General features: G+C 48.5%; 15 protein-coding genes and 3 pseudogenes. 3 read left to right on the plus strand and 15 right to left on the minus strand.

The window, feature by feature from the left end:
• Positions 1-179 precede the first annotated feature (179 nt).
• From C0Q44_RS07750 to C0Q44_RS29845, 6 genes are all read right to left on the minus strand, one after another.
• Positions 180-680 carry a hypothetical protein gene (locus tag C0Q44_RS07750; RefSeq protein WP_105406745.1) on the minus strand — a complete coding sequence of 167 codons (501 nt, stop codon included), beginning with the start codon at positions 678-680 and terminating at the stop codon, positions 180-182.
• A 291-nt stretch (positions 681-971) separates the two neighbouring features.
• Positions 972-1,943, minus strand: coding sequence for a cation diffusion facilitator family transporter (locus C0Q44_RS07755; RefSeq protein ID WP_374955093.1), 972 nt, complete (start codon positions 1,941-1,943; stop codon positions 972-974).
• Positions 1,944-2,189: 246 nt separating this feature from the next.
• A complete protein-coding gene (locus C0Q44_RS30100) occupies positions 2,190-2,327 on the minus strand; it encodes a hypothetical protein (RefSeq protein ID WP_181150895.1) in 138 nt (45 codons plus the stop codon).
• A gap of 15 nt (positions 2,328-2,342) precedes the next feature.
• Complete coding sequence (locus C0Q44_RS07765) at positions 2,343-3,116, minus strand: DODA-type extradiol aromatic ring-opening family dioxygenase (RefSeq protein WP_105406747.1); 774 nt, start codon at positions 3,114-3,116, stop codon at positions 2,343-2,345.
• Positions 3,116-3,526 (minus strand): alpha/beta hydrolase, encoded by a 411-nt coding sequence (locus C0Q44_RS07770; RefSeq protein WP_181150896.1) that lies wholly within the window; start codon positions 3,524-3,526, stop codon positions 3,116-3,118. The genes C0Q44_RS07765 and C0Q44_RS07770 overlap by 1 nt, the downstream gene beginning before the upstream one ends.
• Positions 3,523-3,789 (minus strand): alpha/beta hydrolase-fold protein, encoded by a 267-nt coding sequence (locus C0Q44_RS29845; RefSeq protein ID WP_146113433.1) that lies wholly within the window; start codon positions 3,787-3,789, stop codon positions 3,523-3,525. The genes C0Q44_RS07770 and C0Q44_RS29845 overlap by 4 nt, the downstream gene beginning before the upstream one ends.
• A gap of 227 nt (positions 3,790-4,016) precedes the next feature.
• Between C0Q44_RS29845 and C0Q44_RS07775 the strand changes: the two genes are divergently transcribed.
• On the plus strand, positions 4,017-4,382 hold the full coding sequence (locus C0Q44_RS07775) for a glyoxalase superfamily protein (RefSeq protein ID WP_105406749.1): 366 nt from the start codon (positions 4,017-4,019) through the stop codon (positions 4,380-4,382).
• Between the two features lie 40 nt (positions 4,383-4,422).
• Complete coding sequence (locus C0Q44_RS07780; protein ID WP_105406750.1) at positions 4,423-4,971, plus strand: helix-turn-helix domain-containing protein; 549 nt, start codon at positions 4,423-4,425, stop codon at positions 4,969-4,971.
• Positions 4,972-5,017: 46 nt separating this feature from the next.
• On the opposite strand, the gene C0Q44_RS07785 is transcribed toward C0Q44_RS07780, so the two are convergent.
• The 6 genes and pseudogenes from C0Q44_RS07785 to C0Q44_RS31440 form a co-directional block, all read right to left on the minus strand.
• Positions 5,018-5,737: a 3-ketoacyl-ACP reductase gene (locus C0Q44_RS07785; protein ID WP_105406751.1), complete on the minus strand. Its 720-nt coding sequence runs from the start codon at positions 5,735-5,737 to the stop codon at positions 5,018-5,020.
• A gap of 77 nt (positions 5,738-5,814) precedes the next feature.
• A complete protein-coding gene (locus C0Q44_RS07790) occupies positions 5,815-6,714 on the minus strand; it encodes a DUF4097 family beta strand repeat-containing protein (RefSeq protein WP_105406752.1) in 900 nt (299 codons plus the stop codon).
• The gene (locus C0Q44_RS07795) at positions 6,711-7,304 is read right to left on the minus strand and encodes an HAAS signaling domain-containing protein (protein WP_105406753.1); all 594 of its coding nucleotides are present in this window, start codon (positions 7,302-7,304) and stop codon (positions 6,711-6,713) included. The genes C0Q44_RS07790 and C0Q44_RS07795 overlap by 4 nt, the downstream gene beginning before the upstream one ends.
• Entirely contained in the window at positions 7,297-7,626 is a 330-nt protein-coding gene (locus tag C0Q44_RS07800) for a PadR family transcriptional regulator (RefSeq protein ID WP_105406754.1), read from the minus strand. The genes C0Q44_RS07795 and C0Q44_RS07800 overlap by 8 nt, the downstream gene beginning before the upstream one ends.
• A 323-nt stretch (positions 7,627-7,949) precedes the next feature.
• Positions 7,950-8,612, minus strand: a complete 663-nt coding sequence (locus tag C0Q44_RS31435; RefSeq protein ID WP_308737412.1) for an FAD-dependent oxidoreductase — start codon at positions 8,610-8,612, stop codon at positions 7,950-7,952.
• Between the two features lie 80 nt (positions 8,613-8,692).
• Positions 8,693-9,442 (minus strand): annotated as a pseudogene (locus C0Q44_RS31440) (NAD(P)/FAD-dependent oxidoreductase); the annotation flags it as partial.
• A 418-nt stretch (positions 9,443-9,860) separates the two neighbouring features.
• Here C0Q44_RS31440 and C0Q44_RS07810 point away from each other — a divergent pair.
• A pseudogene (locus C0Q44_RS07810) lies at positions 9,861-12,681 on the plus strand (glycoside hydrolase family 3 C-terminal domain-containing protein).
• A gap of 118 nt (positions 12,682-12,799) precedes the next feature.
• Here C0Q44_RS07810 and C0Q44_RS07815 read toward each other — a convergent pair.
• The 3 genes and pseudogenes from C0Q44_RS07815 to C0Q44_RS07825 all read right to left on the minus strand — a co-directional run bounded on the left by C0Q44_RS07815 (position 12,800) and on the right by C0Q44_RS07825 (position 16,325).
• Positions 12,800-13,639 (minus strand): methyl-accepting chemotaxis protein, encoded by an 840-nt coding sequence (locus tag C0Q44_RS07815; protein WP_105406755.1) that lies wholly within the window; start codon positions 13,637-13,639, stop codon positions 12,800-12,802.
• 219 nt (positions 13,640-13,858) lie between these two features.
• Complete coding sequence (gene nrdG / locus C0Q44_RS07820) at positions 13,859-14,368, minus strand: anaerobic ribonucleoside-triphosphate reductase activating protein (RefSeq protein ID WP_105406756.1); 510 nt, start codon at positions 14,366-14,368, stop codon at positions 13,859-13,861.
• A pseudogene (locus C0Q44_RS07825) lies at positions 14,365-16,325 on the minus strand (anaerobic ribonucleoside triphosphate reductase). The gene nrdG and the pseudogene C0Q44_RS07825 overlap by 4 nt, the downstream one beginning before the upstream one ends.
• Between the last annotated feature and the right edge of the window lie 172 nt (positions 16,326-16,497).

The following is a 16,497-nucleotide window of genomic DNA, read 5'->3' on the forward strand; positions in this document are numbered from 1 at the left end:
AGCTCAGGTCATATTTTTCGTGCACACGTTAACGGAGGGGACAGAACAAACGAAGGAAGCGAAGCGGTCGCCTTTATCAACGGATTTCCCCAATCTAGATGGGATTCAAAAAAATCCGGGGATAACAGCGATCCGAAGTTGTTCTGTCACCGCAGTGATCCAGTGGGAACGATCAAATGTTACATACGCTTTTTGCGACCCACAATGATCCATGCCCCACCCATAATAAGCACAATCGCCACGAAAGGTTGGATATAAGTCATGCTGTTCAGCATCGTGCCAATGGACATGACGGCGAAGAACAGCAACGATATAACCGTCAGAATGTTGATGGGGATCAGCAACCATTTGTTCCGACCACCGAACCAGTACAATTCAAACAAACCAACAGCTACAGCGAGAATGAAGCCAGGCCACATAGTGCTCCAGTTGTTGAAGAGCATGGCGATTTGACAGACAATACCGACAGTAAGCAACAATCCACCCGGAACGAGTAGCCCAACCCCTCTGCCAATCATGGAGAAGTACAGCCAGTGGAAGAACAGTCCTAGCGGAATCACGAATAACGTGGGCCAGAAGGTAGCAAAGATCTTACCTGGACCAAGTGAACCTCCCTGGTTCAGAATCAGGTACACGCCCAGCAAAATGAGAACAGGCGCAAGGATTGTACGTTTAGCCATAATATCTCTCCTTCTCAATACAAAATCATTTTCCGAACGGTTGCCAAGTCATTGTTTTCGTTATTCACAGCATACCATGAACTGGAAAAGACTATCCTCCGTCTTTGGAGTTAAACTCTACCTAGACTAAAGTCTAGGTAGAGAATTTTGTGAATGTTTCCCTTTCACGTTTACTTTCAAACACATTCTCTTTCTGGTATATGGAAAGTGTGTTTGAATATAGCTTTAGCCCACTCTGGTGAGAGTGGGCTATGGGGTCCTGTTATTCTTTTTATAAAGAAGAAAACCTCGTTATTTCAACACATCCGAATGTTTCTTACCCCAGCTGTTCACGCCGTCATCCTCGATGATGGAGATGGCCGCGTCCGCGATGTCGGGATCGGTCATCAGCTTCTCCTGAATACGGAACTTGATGTCGTCTGCATCGGCAAGGCTGAGTCCTTTCGTCAGTTCAATCAGACCTTCCACGTGATAATAACGGCCTTCCTGAATGATACGCATCATCTGAATATCGGCAACGTGCGTATCTGCCAGAATGGTCTGAGATACTTTGTCCTCAATATCCTGCGGAGCCGCTACACCGATCAATCCAATCATATTATCATAGCCGACACGGAAGGCCACAGCGATCATCAAGCATCCAATAATCGTCGTCACAATGCCATCAAGCAACGCAAAGTTGGTCAAGGCAATAACCACGACAGAGATCAACGCGAGCATGGCACCGAGTACAGCGACAACATCTTCGTAGAATACGAGACGGGTTGGTGGCGCAGCACGGCCTACATTTTTGATGGCAGCGGGTACCAAGGCAAATCCGGCAGCTTTAGGTGCGCGGGCTTCCTTGAGAATCTCCTTCATCGCTTTGATCAGGATGGCCCCATCAATTAGAATGTTCAAGATGAGCACACCGATGTTAATCCAGAGACCGCCAGAATGAGCGACAGGATGCTGAAGCAGGTGAATTCCCTCGTGAATCGTTTCATAGGCCATAATCGTAACGACGATAACGGCAATCATGCAGAAAATGTTGATGACCCGTCCGAATCCGGTCGGGAAGCGGCGTGTAGGTTTTTTCTCGGACAGCACACTTCCGACAAAGACAAACCCTTGGTTAATGGCATCGGCGAGTGAATGCATCGCTGAAGCGAACATGGCGCCACTGCCACTGAATAGGAAGGCTCCCCCTTTGCATACAGCAAGAACGGCATTACCTGCCATGGCTACGGCGGAAGATGTGTTCCCTTTTTTGACGAGAGACATAAAGCTCTCAGACTTTGGTTGTTCAGCCACTTCGAATGTTCCTCCCAGATCAATGTAATAGGTGTAGAAAAGGCAGTTTTATCTATACAGTTTGTGCATTTCCACTAAATGTTATTATAACCGCTTTGACATATCCCAGCATTATGCAAAAAAGTTCATATCATCAACTGGATCACAGAGTGTAATCCGGGAAGAGTAAATCAGGGTTGGAGACATCAGCCATTCCATAGTCCATGGCCTCCATGCTTAGTATTCAATCGCCCCCATATCACGTAAATTTCGATTGGATTGTTCCAAAAGCTCCGTAAACGTCCCAACAACAAATAAAGCATGAGCCACAGGAGAGGCCCTGTAGCCCACGCTATATTGTTCTTTATCACCCAAGTACACAAGTCCTCTTTAGTCGAATTGCCAACAGGACAAGCTCAAGTTCCCGTATTGATAGGCTTTGAACAGGAGGGATGCCTGCTTATTCTGATCTCCTGCACCCATGGCGAGCAACAGCGGTACAAAATGCTCCGGCGTAGGCACGGCGGCTTGAGCTGAAGGTGCCAGTGTATCATAGGAGAAGAGAGACTCTGTATCCCAACTCACCAGCTTGTCATGCAGCCAGTTATCGAACTCGGATGCCCAAGGGTCAACGCCGTTACTTTCCCAGTTCAATCGACGCAGGTTATGAACGGTTCCGCCGCTGCCAATCACGAGAATGTCTTGCTCACGCAAGGAAGTGAGCGCCTGTCCAACCTGATATTGCTGCTCACCTGTCAGATAGCGATTCACGGACAAGGCAACCACGGGAATATCCGCATCCGGGTAGAGCAGGCGAAGAACGACCCAGGCACCGTGATCCAGCCCGCGAGCGTCATCCATCTCTACCGGAATCCCGGCTTCCGTGAACAGACGCGCTACCTCGGCTGTTGTCTCGGCCTGTCCTTGAGCCGGGTATTTGATCTGATACAGTTCGGGTTGAAAACCACCAAAGTCATAGATGGTCTCGTAATGGCCTGCCACGGAGGATACGAGCTGTGTTGTGGATTCCCAGTGAGCGGAGAACAATACAATCGCTTTGGGTTTGGGCAGTTCCTGTCCAAGTTTTTGCACAAACTCAGTGTACACATTCTCTTCCAATGCCAGTGACGGGGCACCGTGAGCAATAAACAGGGATGGCATCATTATGCATTCAGTCCTTTCGGGTCTTTGGTAGTCAGGTTCGCATCCGTCCGAAGCCAGTGTTGGAATTGTTGGTAGAGATCAGGGGTCACCTGGTGCCCGCCGTTGTAAGGTACATAGGTAACGTGATCGGTATGTCGACGGAAGTAATCGGCATTGTCTTCGCCCAGCTGGAGTGGGAATAGATGGTCCTGATCCCCATGCGAGATGAAGACAGACAGATCCGGGTTGGGTTGTAGTGTGTACTCGTCTTTTACGAATTGCGGAATGTATCCACTCATGGCGACAATGCCTTTAATGGCATCTCCCATGACCAACGCAAGGGTCATCGCCATAATGGCACCCTGGCTGAATCCAGCGATATAACGCCGTGTGGGATCAATCGCATAGGTGGAGGACAGTTCAACGATCAACTGTTGAAGTCCTTGAACGGAGGCATCATATAATTCACGAACAGGGTTGCCAATGCTTTTGATCTGAAAATAAGCATACCCCCGCCCTGAACGATCGATCCACGGATTGCGACAATAATAAATTCAGATTGCAGAGGCTCCATTAAACGAAGCATATCCTGTTCATCCGATCCCATGCCATGCAAGGCAAAAATCACTGGATAACGTTGATCTGGAGTGTAGTGAGACGGTAATCGAACTTCGTGTATATAGGAAGAATTCATAGAAAACACCACCTGTGGAGGATTGAGTTAAGTATATTTCGAACTATAAAGTTTACTAATATAAAATAAATATTCTTATTTATGAACAAAATTTATCATGATTTCATTGTAGGGTCAATACTTTTTTTGTATGATGAAAATATGTTGTGTATAAGAATATCTCGAATGTAAACAAGATCAGATCCACATCGTTTGATCCATATCTTATTTCCGAGGACGTGATCAGGATGTTAAAAGGTATCGTGCCTATTCTGAGAATATTTGATGAAGACAAGGCCAGAGAGTTCTATCTTGAATATTTGGGTTTTCATTTGGATTGGGAACATCGATTCGAGCAGGATATGCCCCTATATATGCAGGTGGCGCTTGATTCCATCGTCATTCATTTATCTGAACACCATGGGGACTGTACTCCGGGTGCTACACTGCGGATAGAGACAGAGGATCTGGATGAGTTACGTGATATGCTTCTTCAGAAAAAATACAAACATGCGAGGCCTGGTATAGAGGAGACCCCCTGGAATTCAAGGGAAATGACCGTGACGGATCCATTCAGTAACCGGATTATTTTTGTAGAGACGTCCGCCGAATAGAGTTCAAACTTTGTTCTATTTAAAAGGGGAGGGATGCCAGTTGGATATTGGCCTGGCTATTCGTACGATACGCAAGCAGAAACAGATTACCATCATGCAGATGTGTGAGGGTACCGGGTTATCCAAAGGTTTTATCAGCAACGTGGAAAACAACAAAACGTCACCTTCCATTGCTACGCTTGAACGTATTGCGGAATATCTGGACGTGCCGTTGCCCTATTTGTTGCTGACACCGGAGCAACGGATGAATGTGGTGCGCAAGCATGAGCGCAAGGAAACGACTGCTGGAAGTGGGCAGATCAAAGTGCAGCAGCTCACAGCCAAAGGCGCAATGCGCATGTCGATTGTAGAGTTGCCACCAGGAGCATCGACCGGGGTTAGCAAACATACCGGGGAAGAGAGTCATCTCGTCATGCAGGGCAAGATTCGGGCAGAGCAAGGCGAGGATGTGGAGATTCTGGAAGCGGGTGATTCATTCAGCTGGAACGCGATTGTTCCCCATGAAGTGACCAATATTGGCGAGGAGCCCGCGTTGGTGCTGATTGCGGTGTCCAAGGAGCTGGATTTGGATCATCTATGGAATACCTAATAAAAGGTGGGGGCATCTGCCCCCACCTCCATCTGACTCCTGCTGCTTATTGCGGATTGGTCGTCCAGATGCCTGCTGCTTTGACGAATACACGGTCGGACAGCTTGAGCGTCGCCAGGGCAAGTTCAGCTACATCTTCAGCTTGCATCATGCGATCTTCGTCTCCGATTTTCAATCCGGCGTTGGTCGCCAGCTCCGTATTGACTGTACTTGGTGTCAGCGCCGTTACACGAATGTTGGACTTGCGCACTTCCTGCATCAGGGATTCGGTCATGCCGAGCAATGCAAATTTGGAAGCACAGTAGGCCGAACCTGTAGCGAATCCACGCTCGCCCGCAGTCGAAGCGATATTGATAATACTGCCGCTGCTTTCCTTGATCATGCTTGGAAGGACAGCACGTGTGACGTAATATGTACCCATGACGTTGACATGCAGGATGCGTTCCCACTCTTCAGGTTCCATTTCCATGAATGAACCGAACTTTCCGATACCCGCATTATTAATGAGAATATCCACCGCACCGAGTTCCATCTCGATAGCTGCTACAGCGGCTTCTGCCTGTGTACGATCCGAGATGTCTGCGACCGCACTGGTTACTTTTACGCCATATTCCTGGCTGAGGGACTGTTGGAGAGTCGCCAGATCGGAAGCGGTACGTGCAATAAGTCCGAGGTGCACGCCTTCCTTGGCAAGTGCTTCTGCAATGGCACGGCCAATACCTTTACCGGCACCCGTGATGATTGCTGTTTTATTTTTAAGTTCCATGTGGGTAATTCCTCCTTAGAATTGGACTAGCCTTTGATTATACTATATTACCCACAGTTCGGATATTTGCTTCATTACTATTTGGTGATCTCAATGCTGCCTGAAGAAGTCCGGGCCTTAATTAACTCCCGACTTATCATTGGGGATTCAGGTACATCGACATCTCCTGAGGTAGCCTTTGCATCATAGATTCCGTCAAAATCGGGCGCAGCCTGAATGTAAATATCTCCTGATGTTCCCTCTGCATGAATTGGGGCGGTATGCGACTGCTCAATATGGATGCTGCCCGAGGTGAAACCGACATCGGCTGCTCCGTTCAGTTGTGTAATTTCAATATCTCCTGATTGGATCTGACTGTTTACCTTTCCGACTACCCGATCTGCGGAGAAGCTTCCGGATGTCTGTCTCACCGTCATATCTCCGTTAATGTTCGAAGCCGTGATGTCCCCGGAGGTCAGAGACAACGCAATACGTGGAACTTTGATCTCCTCCAGACGAATGGAACCGGAGGTATTGTTCAGCTCAAGCAAGCTAGCGTTCAACCCCGTCAGATCCCAGTCACTTGACGAAGATTTCAGCTTAACCTCATTCAGTTGATAACTCTGCGGCAGCGCTACGGTGATGCTGGAGTCTTGATCATTCCAATAGAGGGTGAAAAATTGCAATGGTTCACGTTGGGTACGGGACAGTTGGAAGGTACCGTTGGACACAGTCGCCTGTTCAAAACTTTGAATGATGTCCTGATTCCACTTTCCGTCCACTTCGATATAAGTATTGGAGTCCGGGCTGACAACAAAATCAATATCCGCATTAAAGTTGCCATCCATCATAATGTTTTGCAATTCCCCAGCCTTGAAATCCCAACGCTTGGCGTAATCCTCTCGCTTGTCTCCGAACTGAACTCCGTATATGGATGTTCCAAGTAAACCAATACCGATACATATGATGGCCAAAGCAAGCCATTTCTTGGTACTCATACAGAAGCATCTCCTTTAATGGCTCTTATATTCCATTTGATATATTGAAGTGTGACGATCTTGAAGGCTATAAAGACCCATTTCGATGCAATTACAAAAAGGATACCTACACCGAATGTACCAATGGCAACGAACAGTTCGGCTTTATCGAAATGACCCAGCAAGAGGAAGTCAACAGCAGCTGCGACAGGGGCCAATATCAGCAAGGACAGGCTGGCAATCGTAAGCCATACCGACCATAGGGACAGACCCAGTGGAATACCAAGCATTAAATTCAGAAACAAGAGTCCGATGGCGGTGAAGAAGTTCCGAGTAGCTCGGTTGCTATTCTTCAGTGGTTGCATCTCTCTGAACGTTGCTGCATAGAAGGGATCTGTACCAGGCATATGGGAATGATAACGTTCACCCAGTGCTTCCTGTGCAATTTCTTGCGGCTGACCCAGCTCACGGGCAATTTCCTCTTCAGGTGTGCCATCACGAATGCCAAGCTCGAAATGCTGATCATAGTCTGCAAGCAGTTCAGCCCGTTCCAGCGGGTCCATCGGCCGTAAATGAATTTCCATGGCCTGCATAAATTGTTGTCTATTCATTATGAGTTCCTTCCTCCATCAGATTTGCGACATTGCGCACAAAATCATTCCATTCCGTAGTCAGTGCCGCCATGTAGTCACGGCCTGTATCGGATAATTTGTAATATTTGCGTGGTGGTCCCTCGCTTGATTCTTGCAGGTATGTAGTGCAATATCCCTCATTCACAAGTCGACGGAGCAGGGGATACAGCGCGCCTTCAGCAACTTCAATATGTTTGGAGACCGCCTGAGCCAGTTCGTAGCCATAACGATCCTGGCGGTTAATTAATACCAGGACGCACAGCTCCAGCACTCCTTTTTTGAACTGGATATTCACATTCACGCAGGTTCCTCCTCTATAGCTTTATCAATAACTAGTGTTCATTGTTCAGTAGTGGTAATTCCATCATAGCATTCAGTACTGTTTAATGCAAGGTAGTGAATTTATAATAGTTCCAGCTCACGAGTTGTCAGTACTGTGGTTGTGTTGACGCCATGGTCTTGGTGGATATTCCGATGAATGTTGTTGCTACTGCTCTCAGCTATAATTCAGCATACGTAAAAACCGGATCGGTTACTTCCGTCTGGAGGCGGATTCCGATCCGGTCTGAGAGATGAATTTTATAACCCGTTGCTTATCTGACGGTCTGCCATCTGTAAGACGAATTACTCCTGTGCGTCGAGAACTTTAAGGTCTTCAACAGCAGGACCCTCAATTACATGACCTGCATAATCGAAGCGGGAGCCATGGCAGGGGCAATCCCATGAACGCTCGCCCTCGTTCCACTCGACTTCGCAACCCAGATGGGTACAGGTGGTATCCACGAGAAAGAGTGTACCGCTGGTGTCCTTGTAGGCACCGGCTCGCTTGCCGTTATGACGAACGACGGCTCCTTCGTCTTCGCCAATATCGCTCACATGTTTATGCACGATGCCTACTTTACCAGAGATTAATTCCTTCGCTACATTGACATTTTCCACAATAAAGTGCTTCATGCCAGGATCAGCCTTGAATCTTGCCGGATCGAAGATAGCAGCATGAGGGTTGTCGCGTCCGATGATGCGATCCGCGAGAATGTGACCGGCCATCGTACCAGTGGTCATCCCCCATTTGGCAAATCCGGTCGCCACATAGACACGTTCATGTCTTCCGGTAATCGGTCCAATGTAAGGCACTTTGTCAATGGAGATGAGATCCTGGGCTGACCAGCGAAACGGGATGTTGCGAATGCCGAAGGTCTCTGCTGCATACTTTTCCAGGCGCTCGTAATGTCCGAAGGTGCAGATGCCTTGTCCGGTTTTGTGATTTTCTCCCCGAAGAGAATTAATTCTTTGCCGTCATGGACAACTTTACGAAGGGAACGGGCAGGTTCGTCGTCAGAGATGTACATGCCACCCGCATAGGGTTTCTCAGGTTCGACCAATACGGCGTAGGAACGTTCGGCATGCAGCCGAGTGAAATAGAATCCGGGATCGTATACTGGAAAATGAGAAGCGACGACGACGTGCTCTGCGGTCACAGATGGGCCATCTCCATAGGTACGCACATGCAGGGAGGCATCTTCCTCCACATCCGTTACCGTTGTGTGCTCATAGACCTGTACCCCTTGCTTCACAGCGGAATCAAGCAAGTAGTGCAAGTAGGCCAATGGATCAAAGCGTGCCTGACCTGGCATGCGAATACCTGCTCTGGCCGGAATCGGAATAGGGAGCGGATCTACCCACTCACCAGGGATATTCAGCTTTCCATAGGCGGTCAGCTCGACCTCCAATTTCTTGATGTTTTCTTCCGACTGAATATAGACGTAGGCATCTTCCTCCGCCCACTGACAATCGACCTGCTTCTCCTTGACCAGACTGCGCATCCAATGGGCGGCTTCCGCATTGCCTTCATAGTACATACGCGCTTGTTCATGTCCGAAGTGATGCATAATCTCATCGAATATGACACCATGTTGTGCAGATACCTTGGCGGTGGTGTGACCCGTCGTGCCATCCAGAACTTTCCCGGCCTCCAGCACGACTACACGCATACCTGTCTGTGCCAGCAAATAGGCGGTAGTAATTCCGGCAATGCCCGCACCAATGATGGCAACATCGGCGGTGATGTCTTCTGTCAGTTTCGGATAAGTATCGAATTCATGCGTTGCTCGCCACAAAGATTGGGGAACCGGGGCAGGCCCGTCTTGGGCTGCAGGTTATCGCTCATTTTTCTTCCTCCTTGTTCTTCTTCAAACGTGTAATCCGGGCTGGCATTCAGCGCACGTCATTGTACTCCTATTCAGGATTACCAGACTGTGCCAGAAAAAAACGAGTCCATGCATATTTAGCAAAGGGATATTCACATTTTCCTGTGCTGAACCTCTGTTTTTTTTATTAGACATGCTATATGATAAGATTACCGAAATCGTTTTAGGTTTTGGGAAAAAGGTGGATTTATTTCTCGTAAACGTTGATTAAATGCGAATTTTTGAACTATTTAAAGAATAAATATATTCAGATTAACATCCTGTTTTTGTTGAAATATGTATTCGCTATCATTATACATCCATTACCGATAAACAAAGGAGATTCCTTATGACGACCAACCAAACGAAATATCTGTTTCAAGATACAGCAATTGATCTGGACACACGGGTGAAAGACCTTGTATCCCGTCTGACTGAAGATGAGAAAATCGAATCCATGCTGCAATATCAGCCAGCAGTAGATCGCCTGGGCGTGGCGGCATACAAACACGGTACCGAAGCGGCACATGGTCTGGCCTGGCTTGGAGAAGCAACATCTTTCCCACAGCCGGTAGGGCTGGCTTGCACATGGGATGCGGATCTAATGAAAGAGATCGGTTCCGTGATCGGAGACGAAGCACGTGTATTTTACAAACGCAACCCGGCAGTGAACGGTCTTACGCTCTGGGCACCTACCGTGGATATGGAACGTGACCCGCGCTGGGGACGAAATGAAGAAGCTTATGGTGAAGACCCGGAACTGACAGCCGAACTGACGACAGCATTGGTCAAAGGCATTCAGGGCGACCATCCTAAGTATTACAAAGCAGTCGCTACTTTGAAGCATTTCCTCGCCAACAATAATGAAGTCGATCGTGGCAGTGGTTCATCCAGTATTGATCCGCGCAACATGCGTGAATATTATTTGAAAGCGTTCGAGAAGCCGTTCAAGGAAGGCGGAGCACAATCCATGATGACCGCGTACAACTCCATTAATGGTACGCCAGCGTTGCTGCATCCTTATGTGAACGAGATTGTTAGAGACGAATGGGGCATGGATGGCTTCGTGGTCAGCGACGCAGGGGATGTGATGGGGATCAAGAACGATCATAAATACTATGATTCCACACACCGGGTACCGTAGAGTCTGTGAAAGCCGGGATTGATAGCATCACTGATGATGCGGATCTGTCCAAGCAGGCACTCCGTGAAGGATTGGAACAAGGCACACTCACGATGGAGGACATCGATAAGGCGCTGTTCAATACGTTCCGTGTGCGTTTCCGTCTGGGTGAGTTTGATCCGGAAGAAAACAATCCGTATGCCTCCATTGGCGAAGAGTCCATGATGACGGAGAAGGCGAAGGCACTGTCGCTCAGAGCGGCGAGAGAGCAAGTGGTATTGCTCAAGAACGACAAGGGTACGCTTCCGCTCGATAAAACCAAAACAGGCAAAGTGGCTGTCATCGGTCAGCTGGGCGGAACGGTGTATCGTGACTGGTATGCAGGCACAATGCCATACAGCGTAACTCCGCTTGAAGCCATCATCGGCAAAGTAGGCAGCGATAAGGTTACATTCAAGGACGGGAATGATCGCATTACGCTCACTTCCGTAGCCAATGGCAAGAAGATTGGACTTGCAAAGGACGAGAAGTCTCCTGTTATCGCTTCGGGCGAAGCGGAGACATTCATGCTATCTGACTGGGGCTTCGGCAGCAATACATTGCAGGCCGAGAGTAATGGCAAATATCTGACGACAGATGAAGAGACCGTAACGGCTTCAGCAGATGAAGTGTATGGCTGGTTCGTGAAGGAAGTATTTCACCTTCTGCCACAAGAGGACGGTAGTGTGGGGTTGACGACATGGAATGGCAAGACGGTGACGGCGCCGAATGGGGGCAATGATACGATTGCCGTATCCGAAGAACTGAAATCTTTCGGAGCCACTGAGACATTTAAGAGGGATGTTGTTGTAGACGGAATCGAAGAAGCCGTAGCAGCTGCCAAAGCAGCGGAAACGGCAATAGTCTTTGTGGTAACAATCCGCTCGTGAACGGCAAAGAAGAGATCGATCGTCCAAGTCTGGACCTGGCAGAATCTCAGCAGCGTCTCGTGGAGGCCGTCTATGCGGCGAACCCGAATACCGTTGTGGTAATCGTGGGCAGTTATCCGTTCACATCCAATTGGATTCAAGAGAACATTCCGGCTGTGTTATACACTTCCCACGCAGGACAGGAGCTGGGTAACGCTGTGGCTGACGTATTGTATGGCGATTATGCACCAGCAGGCCGTCTAAACATGACGTGGGTTCAATCGGCAGATCAACTGACCGACATCAAGGACTATGATATTATTCAGTCGGGTCGGACGTATCAGTATTTGGAAGGCAATGTATTGTATCCATTTGGACATGGTCTGACGTATGCAACGTTTAAATACAACAATCTGGAGCTGAGTCCTGCACAAGCGGGAACGGATAGTACCATTACGGTAACCGTAGATGTGACCAATACCGGTTCGATCACCAGTGATGAAGTCGTCCAGTTGTATGTTCGTGCAGGCAAATCCCGTGTGAAACGTCCACTCAAAACATTAAAAGGATTCCGTCGTCTTCATATCGAAGCCGGAGCTACAGCGAAAGTCAGCTTCAATTTGCCTGTGCAGGAACTGGCGATCTGGGATGTGACCCGTGACCGATATGTCGTGGAAAGTGGAACGTACTCTATCATGGTTGCCAAGTCATCCTCTGATGTTCAACTGGTAGCGGATCTGACGGTAGATGGAGAGACAATCCCTGCGCGTAATCTGGGTATGGCTACCCGTGCTGAGAATTACGATGCTTATCTGGGTGTTGACCTGGATGAGAGCAAAGAAGGTGGAACCGCTGTCCGTGTGATTGGAGAGCAGGGATGGATTGCCTTTAAGGATGCTGATCTGGGGAGTGGTGCAGCAGCGATTGAAGCGCGTGTATCCGCAGAGCAGCCAGGTGCCGTATTGGAAGTTAGACTGGGTGCCCCTGACGGTACACTGGCAGGACGGGTTGAGCTGGCACAAGGCGAAGCTCAACAGTGGTCCACCGTTAAGGCTGAACTCACGGGTGCAGCAGGTGCGCAAGATGTTTACATTTTGTTGTTCGCAGGTGCACGTATCCGTCATTTTGAGATTCGCTAATTCGGATAGAATATCTGTATTAAGATAACCAAAGATGACCAACGTGGAAGATTCGTTCATGACAAAGCCTCCGAATGCATTCGGGGCTTTGTTTTGTTCTTTTATATGAAACGTGCTTTTATTTCCCGTCAAACGTAATCATTTTTTGCACAAATTGCTTCAATTGCTGGTTGGTTTCATTCAACTGTTCAATCGTGCTCATGAAGTTATTCACCAGTTCAGCCTGCTCCTGCGAGCTTGCCGTGATCTCACCCAGTTCATTCTCCATGCCTTGTATGGATTGCCGAACCGAGAGAAGGGAATCTTCAATCAGGGTCGTCGCTTCCTTGGTATCCACGGACAGTTTACGAATTTCTTTGGCGACAACACCGAAACCTGCACCTGCTTCACCCACACGGGCAGCTTCAATGGCTGCATTCAAGCCGAGCAGATTGGTCTGTTCGGAGATTTCACGAATGAAGCTGGCGACCTGAGTTACATTTCCTGATTTTTGTACGGCTTGTTTGGAGTTGTTCCGAATCTCTTCGGTCGTCGCACTGAGTTCCTCAGAGTGTGCGGCCACATGTTGTACACTGTCAATTAACTGGTTGGTCAGATTTTCGGTAGCATCCATGAGCTGTTGCAGCTGGTCCTGGTCATCCATACTGTAGAGCAGGTTAAACAGGGCGATGACTTCACCTTGTTCATTTTTAATGGGAATAAAAGCCACGTCAAAAGGAATACCGAATAAATCTTTAGGATAGTGATCGAATCTTTTGACTTTACCCCCGTTTAGATCTGCAAAATTTCGATTGGGTTCTAACAGAGGATCTCCGGGCTGGTAGGTTAGTTGTTTCAATGATTCTCCAGCGGAAAAGTACAGGAACTTCTCACGATCAATAAGGGACAGCGTTACATCCTGACGGATCGTATCTCGAAAGAAAGGCATACACGTAATTAATGATTGGACAATATCCATATAAAAGGTTAATCCTCCTCAGTTACCTGATGTAAATGGTTAAATTTTAAATGATAAATTGCTAACTACCTATATAATATATCGTCATGCAATAGAGAAGAAAGTAGAGAGAATGGAAAAAACATATGACTTTAACGAATATTGCTATACAGCAGCCCAAAAAGGCACGCGTCCGTTGGGACTCATGCCTTGCTAGTTGGTAAGGTAATAACATGTATATTACAACATATTAACCTGCATCGTAACGACAGTCTGGTTGGCTAATGTTGCTTGCACATCAATCAAACGCTGATTCCGACTGCCACGGAAGGGCAGGGATACATCACGTTCAGCTGCAACGTAGCGCCCGTCGATAATCACGTCGCATAGCCGGGCAAGCTCTGCCCTGTCAGGATCGGTAATCAGCTCTTCATATTCAAATCCCGTGTATGCCCATACAGTCAGATCAGGCCGAGCGGCCCGTAGTTGCTGAACCCAGAGAGTACATTCTGCTGCTGAGAAAAAGGGGTCACCGCCACACAACGTAATGCCATCCAGTAGAGGATGGTTCGTCACCTCCTGCAGAATCTGCTGCTGCCGCTCCTCTGTGAAGGGTTCACCTGCTCGAAAGCTCCACGAATCCGGGCTGAAGCATCCCGGACACGCGTGACGACATCCGCTGATGAACAGGACGGCCCGCATGCCCGTGCCTTCATTCACCGATTCCGGGATGTAACCATACAGATTCACCGGTGTTTCACCCGGTCCTGCACTTCAGCCTGCTTCGCAGCATTGAAGCGGACTTTGTAATCCCCGGTCAGGTAGCCGGTTACGCGGCGTAACCGCTGGAAGTGCACATGGTCTTCATGGGCTTCGCAGGTCGGGCATACATCCCCGATGACCCCTTCATAACCACATGAAGGGCAGCGATCGATGGGGTGATTTATGGAAAAATAACCAATATCCTGTGCCAGTGCATATTGCACGATCCGCAGGAATGCAGCAGTGTTCGCTCGAACGTTCCCGTCAAGCTCCACATAGGAGATTGCACCTGCATTACATAACGTGTGGAAAGGAGCCTCCAGTTCAATCTTCCGATAGGCTGGGAGGGTGTAATAGACCGGAATATGGAATGAATTCGTATAATACTCCCGATCATTCACACCAGGGATGAGGCCATAACGCTCTCTGTCAATTTTGGTGAATTTGCCCGATAATCCTTCAGCAGGTGTAGCAAACAGGGTGACATTCAGATTATGTTGCTCACTCATTCGATCACAGAACTCTCTCATCGTTCGGATAATATTCAGTGCTTCGCGATGCACATGAGAGTCCTGCCCATGATGGCGCCCATAGAGCGCAGTCATACATTCAGCGAGGCCGATAAAACCAAGGGATAACGTACCGTGCTTCAGCAGATCGGCAACGGGCTCGTTCGGAGTAAGTTGTTCTCCACCTTCCCATACACCCTCCCGCATCATGAAGTCTGATGCTTTGGCAGGCTGTTTCTTCTGGATCTGGTAGCGATGCAACAGACCGGCAGCGGCATTCTGCATAACCGACTCCAATGCAGTGTAGAATCCTGCCCGATCTGCGACAGCTCTGCTACCTTGGCAGATGCCAAACCGGATACCAAGCTTGACCAGGTTGATGGTATTGAAGGACAGGTTTCCCTTGCCACTCTGACGATTACGTCCAAATCGGTCAGCGAGTGTACGTGTGCGGCATCCCATGGTTGCGATGATTGTATCCGGATCTTCCGGATGATAGAAAGGCAGATTGAAAGAAGCATCCACATTGACAAAGTTCGGATACATCCGCCGGGAAGAACAGGTTACGGCGAGAAGGAACAGATCATAGTTCGGGTCTCCCTGCGTCTGATTAATCCCTTGCTTACACTGGAAGATGTGTTGGGGAACACGGGAGTTTCCCCGTTGCCGAGGCCACGGATCGTCGCCTCCAGCAATGAACGGGATACCAACCGTCCTTCCGCTGATGTACATATTCCATAGTTCAACGATGTGAACGGGATCTGACCACCCGCCCGGCTGCTCATCGTGTTCAGGTTATGGATCAGTGATTCGGCAGCTTGTCCTGTCTCCAGTTCCGTCTCTTCATAGGCAAAGGCATATGCACGAGGGCACTGGTTCTTTGCTTCGACACTGTCCAGATGGAGCTGTTCATCCTCCATCTGAACATTCTCGCCAAAGAGCCGTTGCCCCTTGCGGTAATGTTTGCGGAACGATCGCTGTACATACGGGGCCAGATCCCAGTCAATCTTATTGGCTGATACACCGCCGTATTGACTGTTCTGTTGGGATTGGAAGATGATCGCAACCAGGGCCATGGCAGACATGATGGTCTGAGGTGTGCGAACCGATCCGTTCCCTGTGTTGAAGCCAGCAGACAGGAGACGGTCAAATGGAATAAAGATGCAGTTGGTCGTTCCAAGTGCATACTGGTCCAGATCGTGTACATACAGATCTCCATTCTCCACAGCTTGAGCGAGCTCTTCTGGCAATACATGACGCAGAGCATGCCACTTGGCGGTCTCCGAACCGAGCCTGCTCATCTTGCCGCTGAAGGAGTCTCCGTTCAGATTGGCATTCTCCCTCAGCGTATCGGCGTCTTCTGCACCAATAATTCGTCTTCCCAGGTCGGATAATAGATCGGATGCCGGTGGAGTGGCATACTCTAGCATGTTCATGTAAGGTTCCTCCTAAAATGATTTCTATATCGTTCAACTTCCGTTAAATACTATATGTAGACTATCGTTATCTATTTATAAACTATATGTGGTTATTCTGGTGTGATAATGATCACACCGTCTGGTGTGCAGATCTTACTTTCCTTTAACTGATACGGGATAAAGGTTCCCA

This window comes from Paenibacillus sp. PCH8, from assembly GCF_002968835.1.
Lineage (GTDB): Bacteria > Bacillota > Bacilli > Paenibacillales > Paenibacillaceae > Paenibacillus.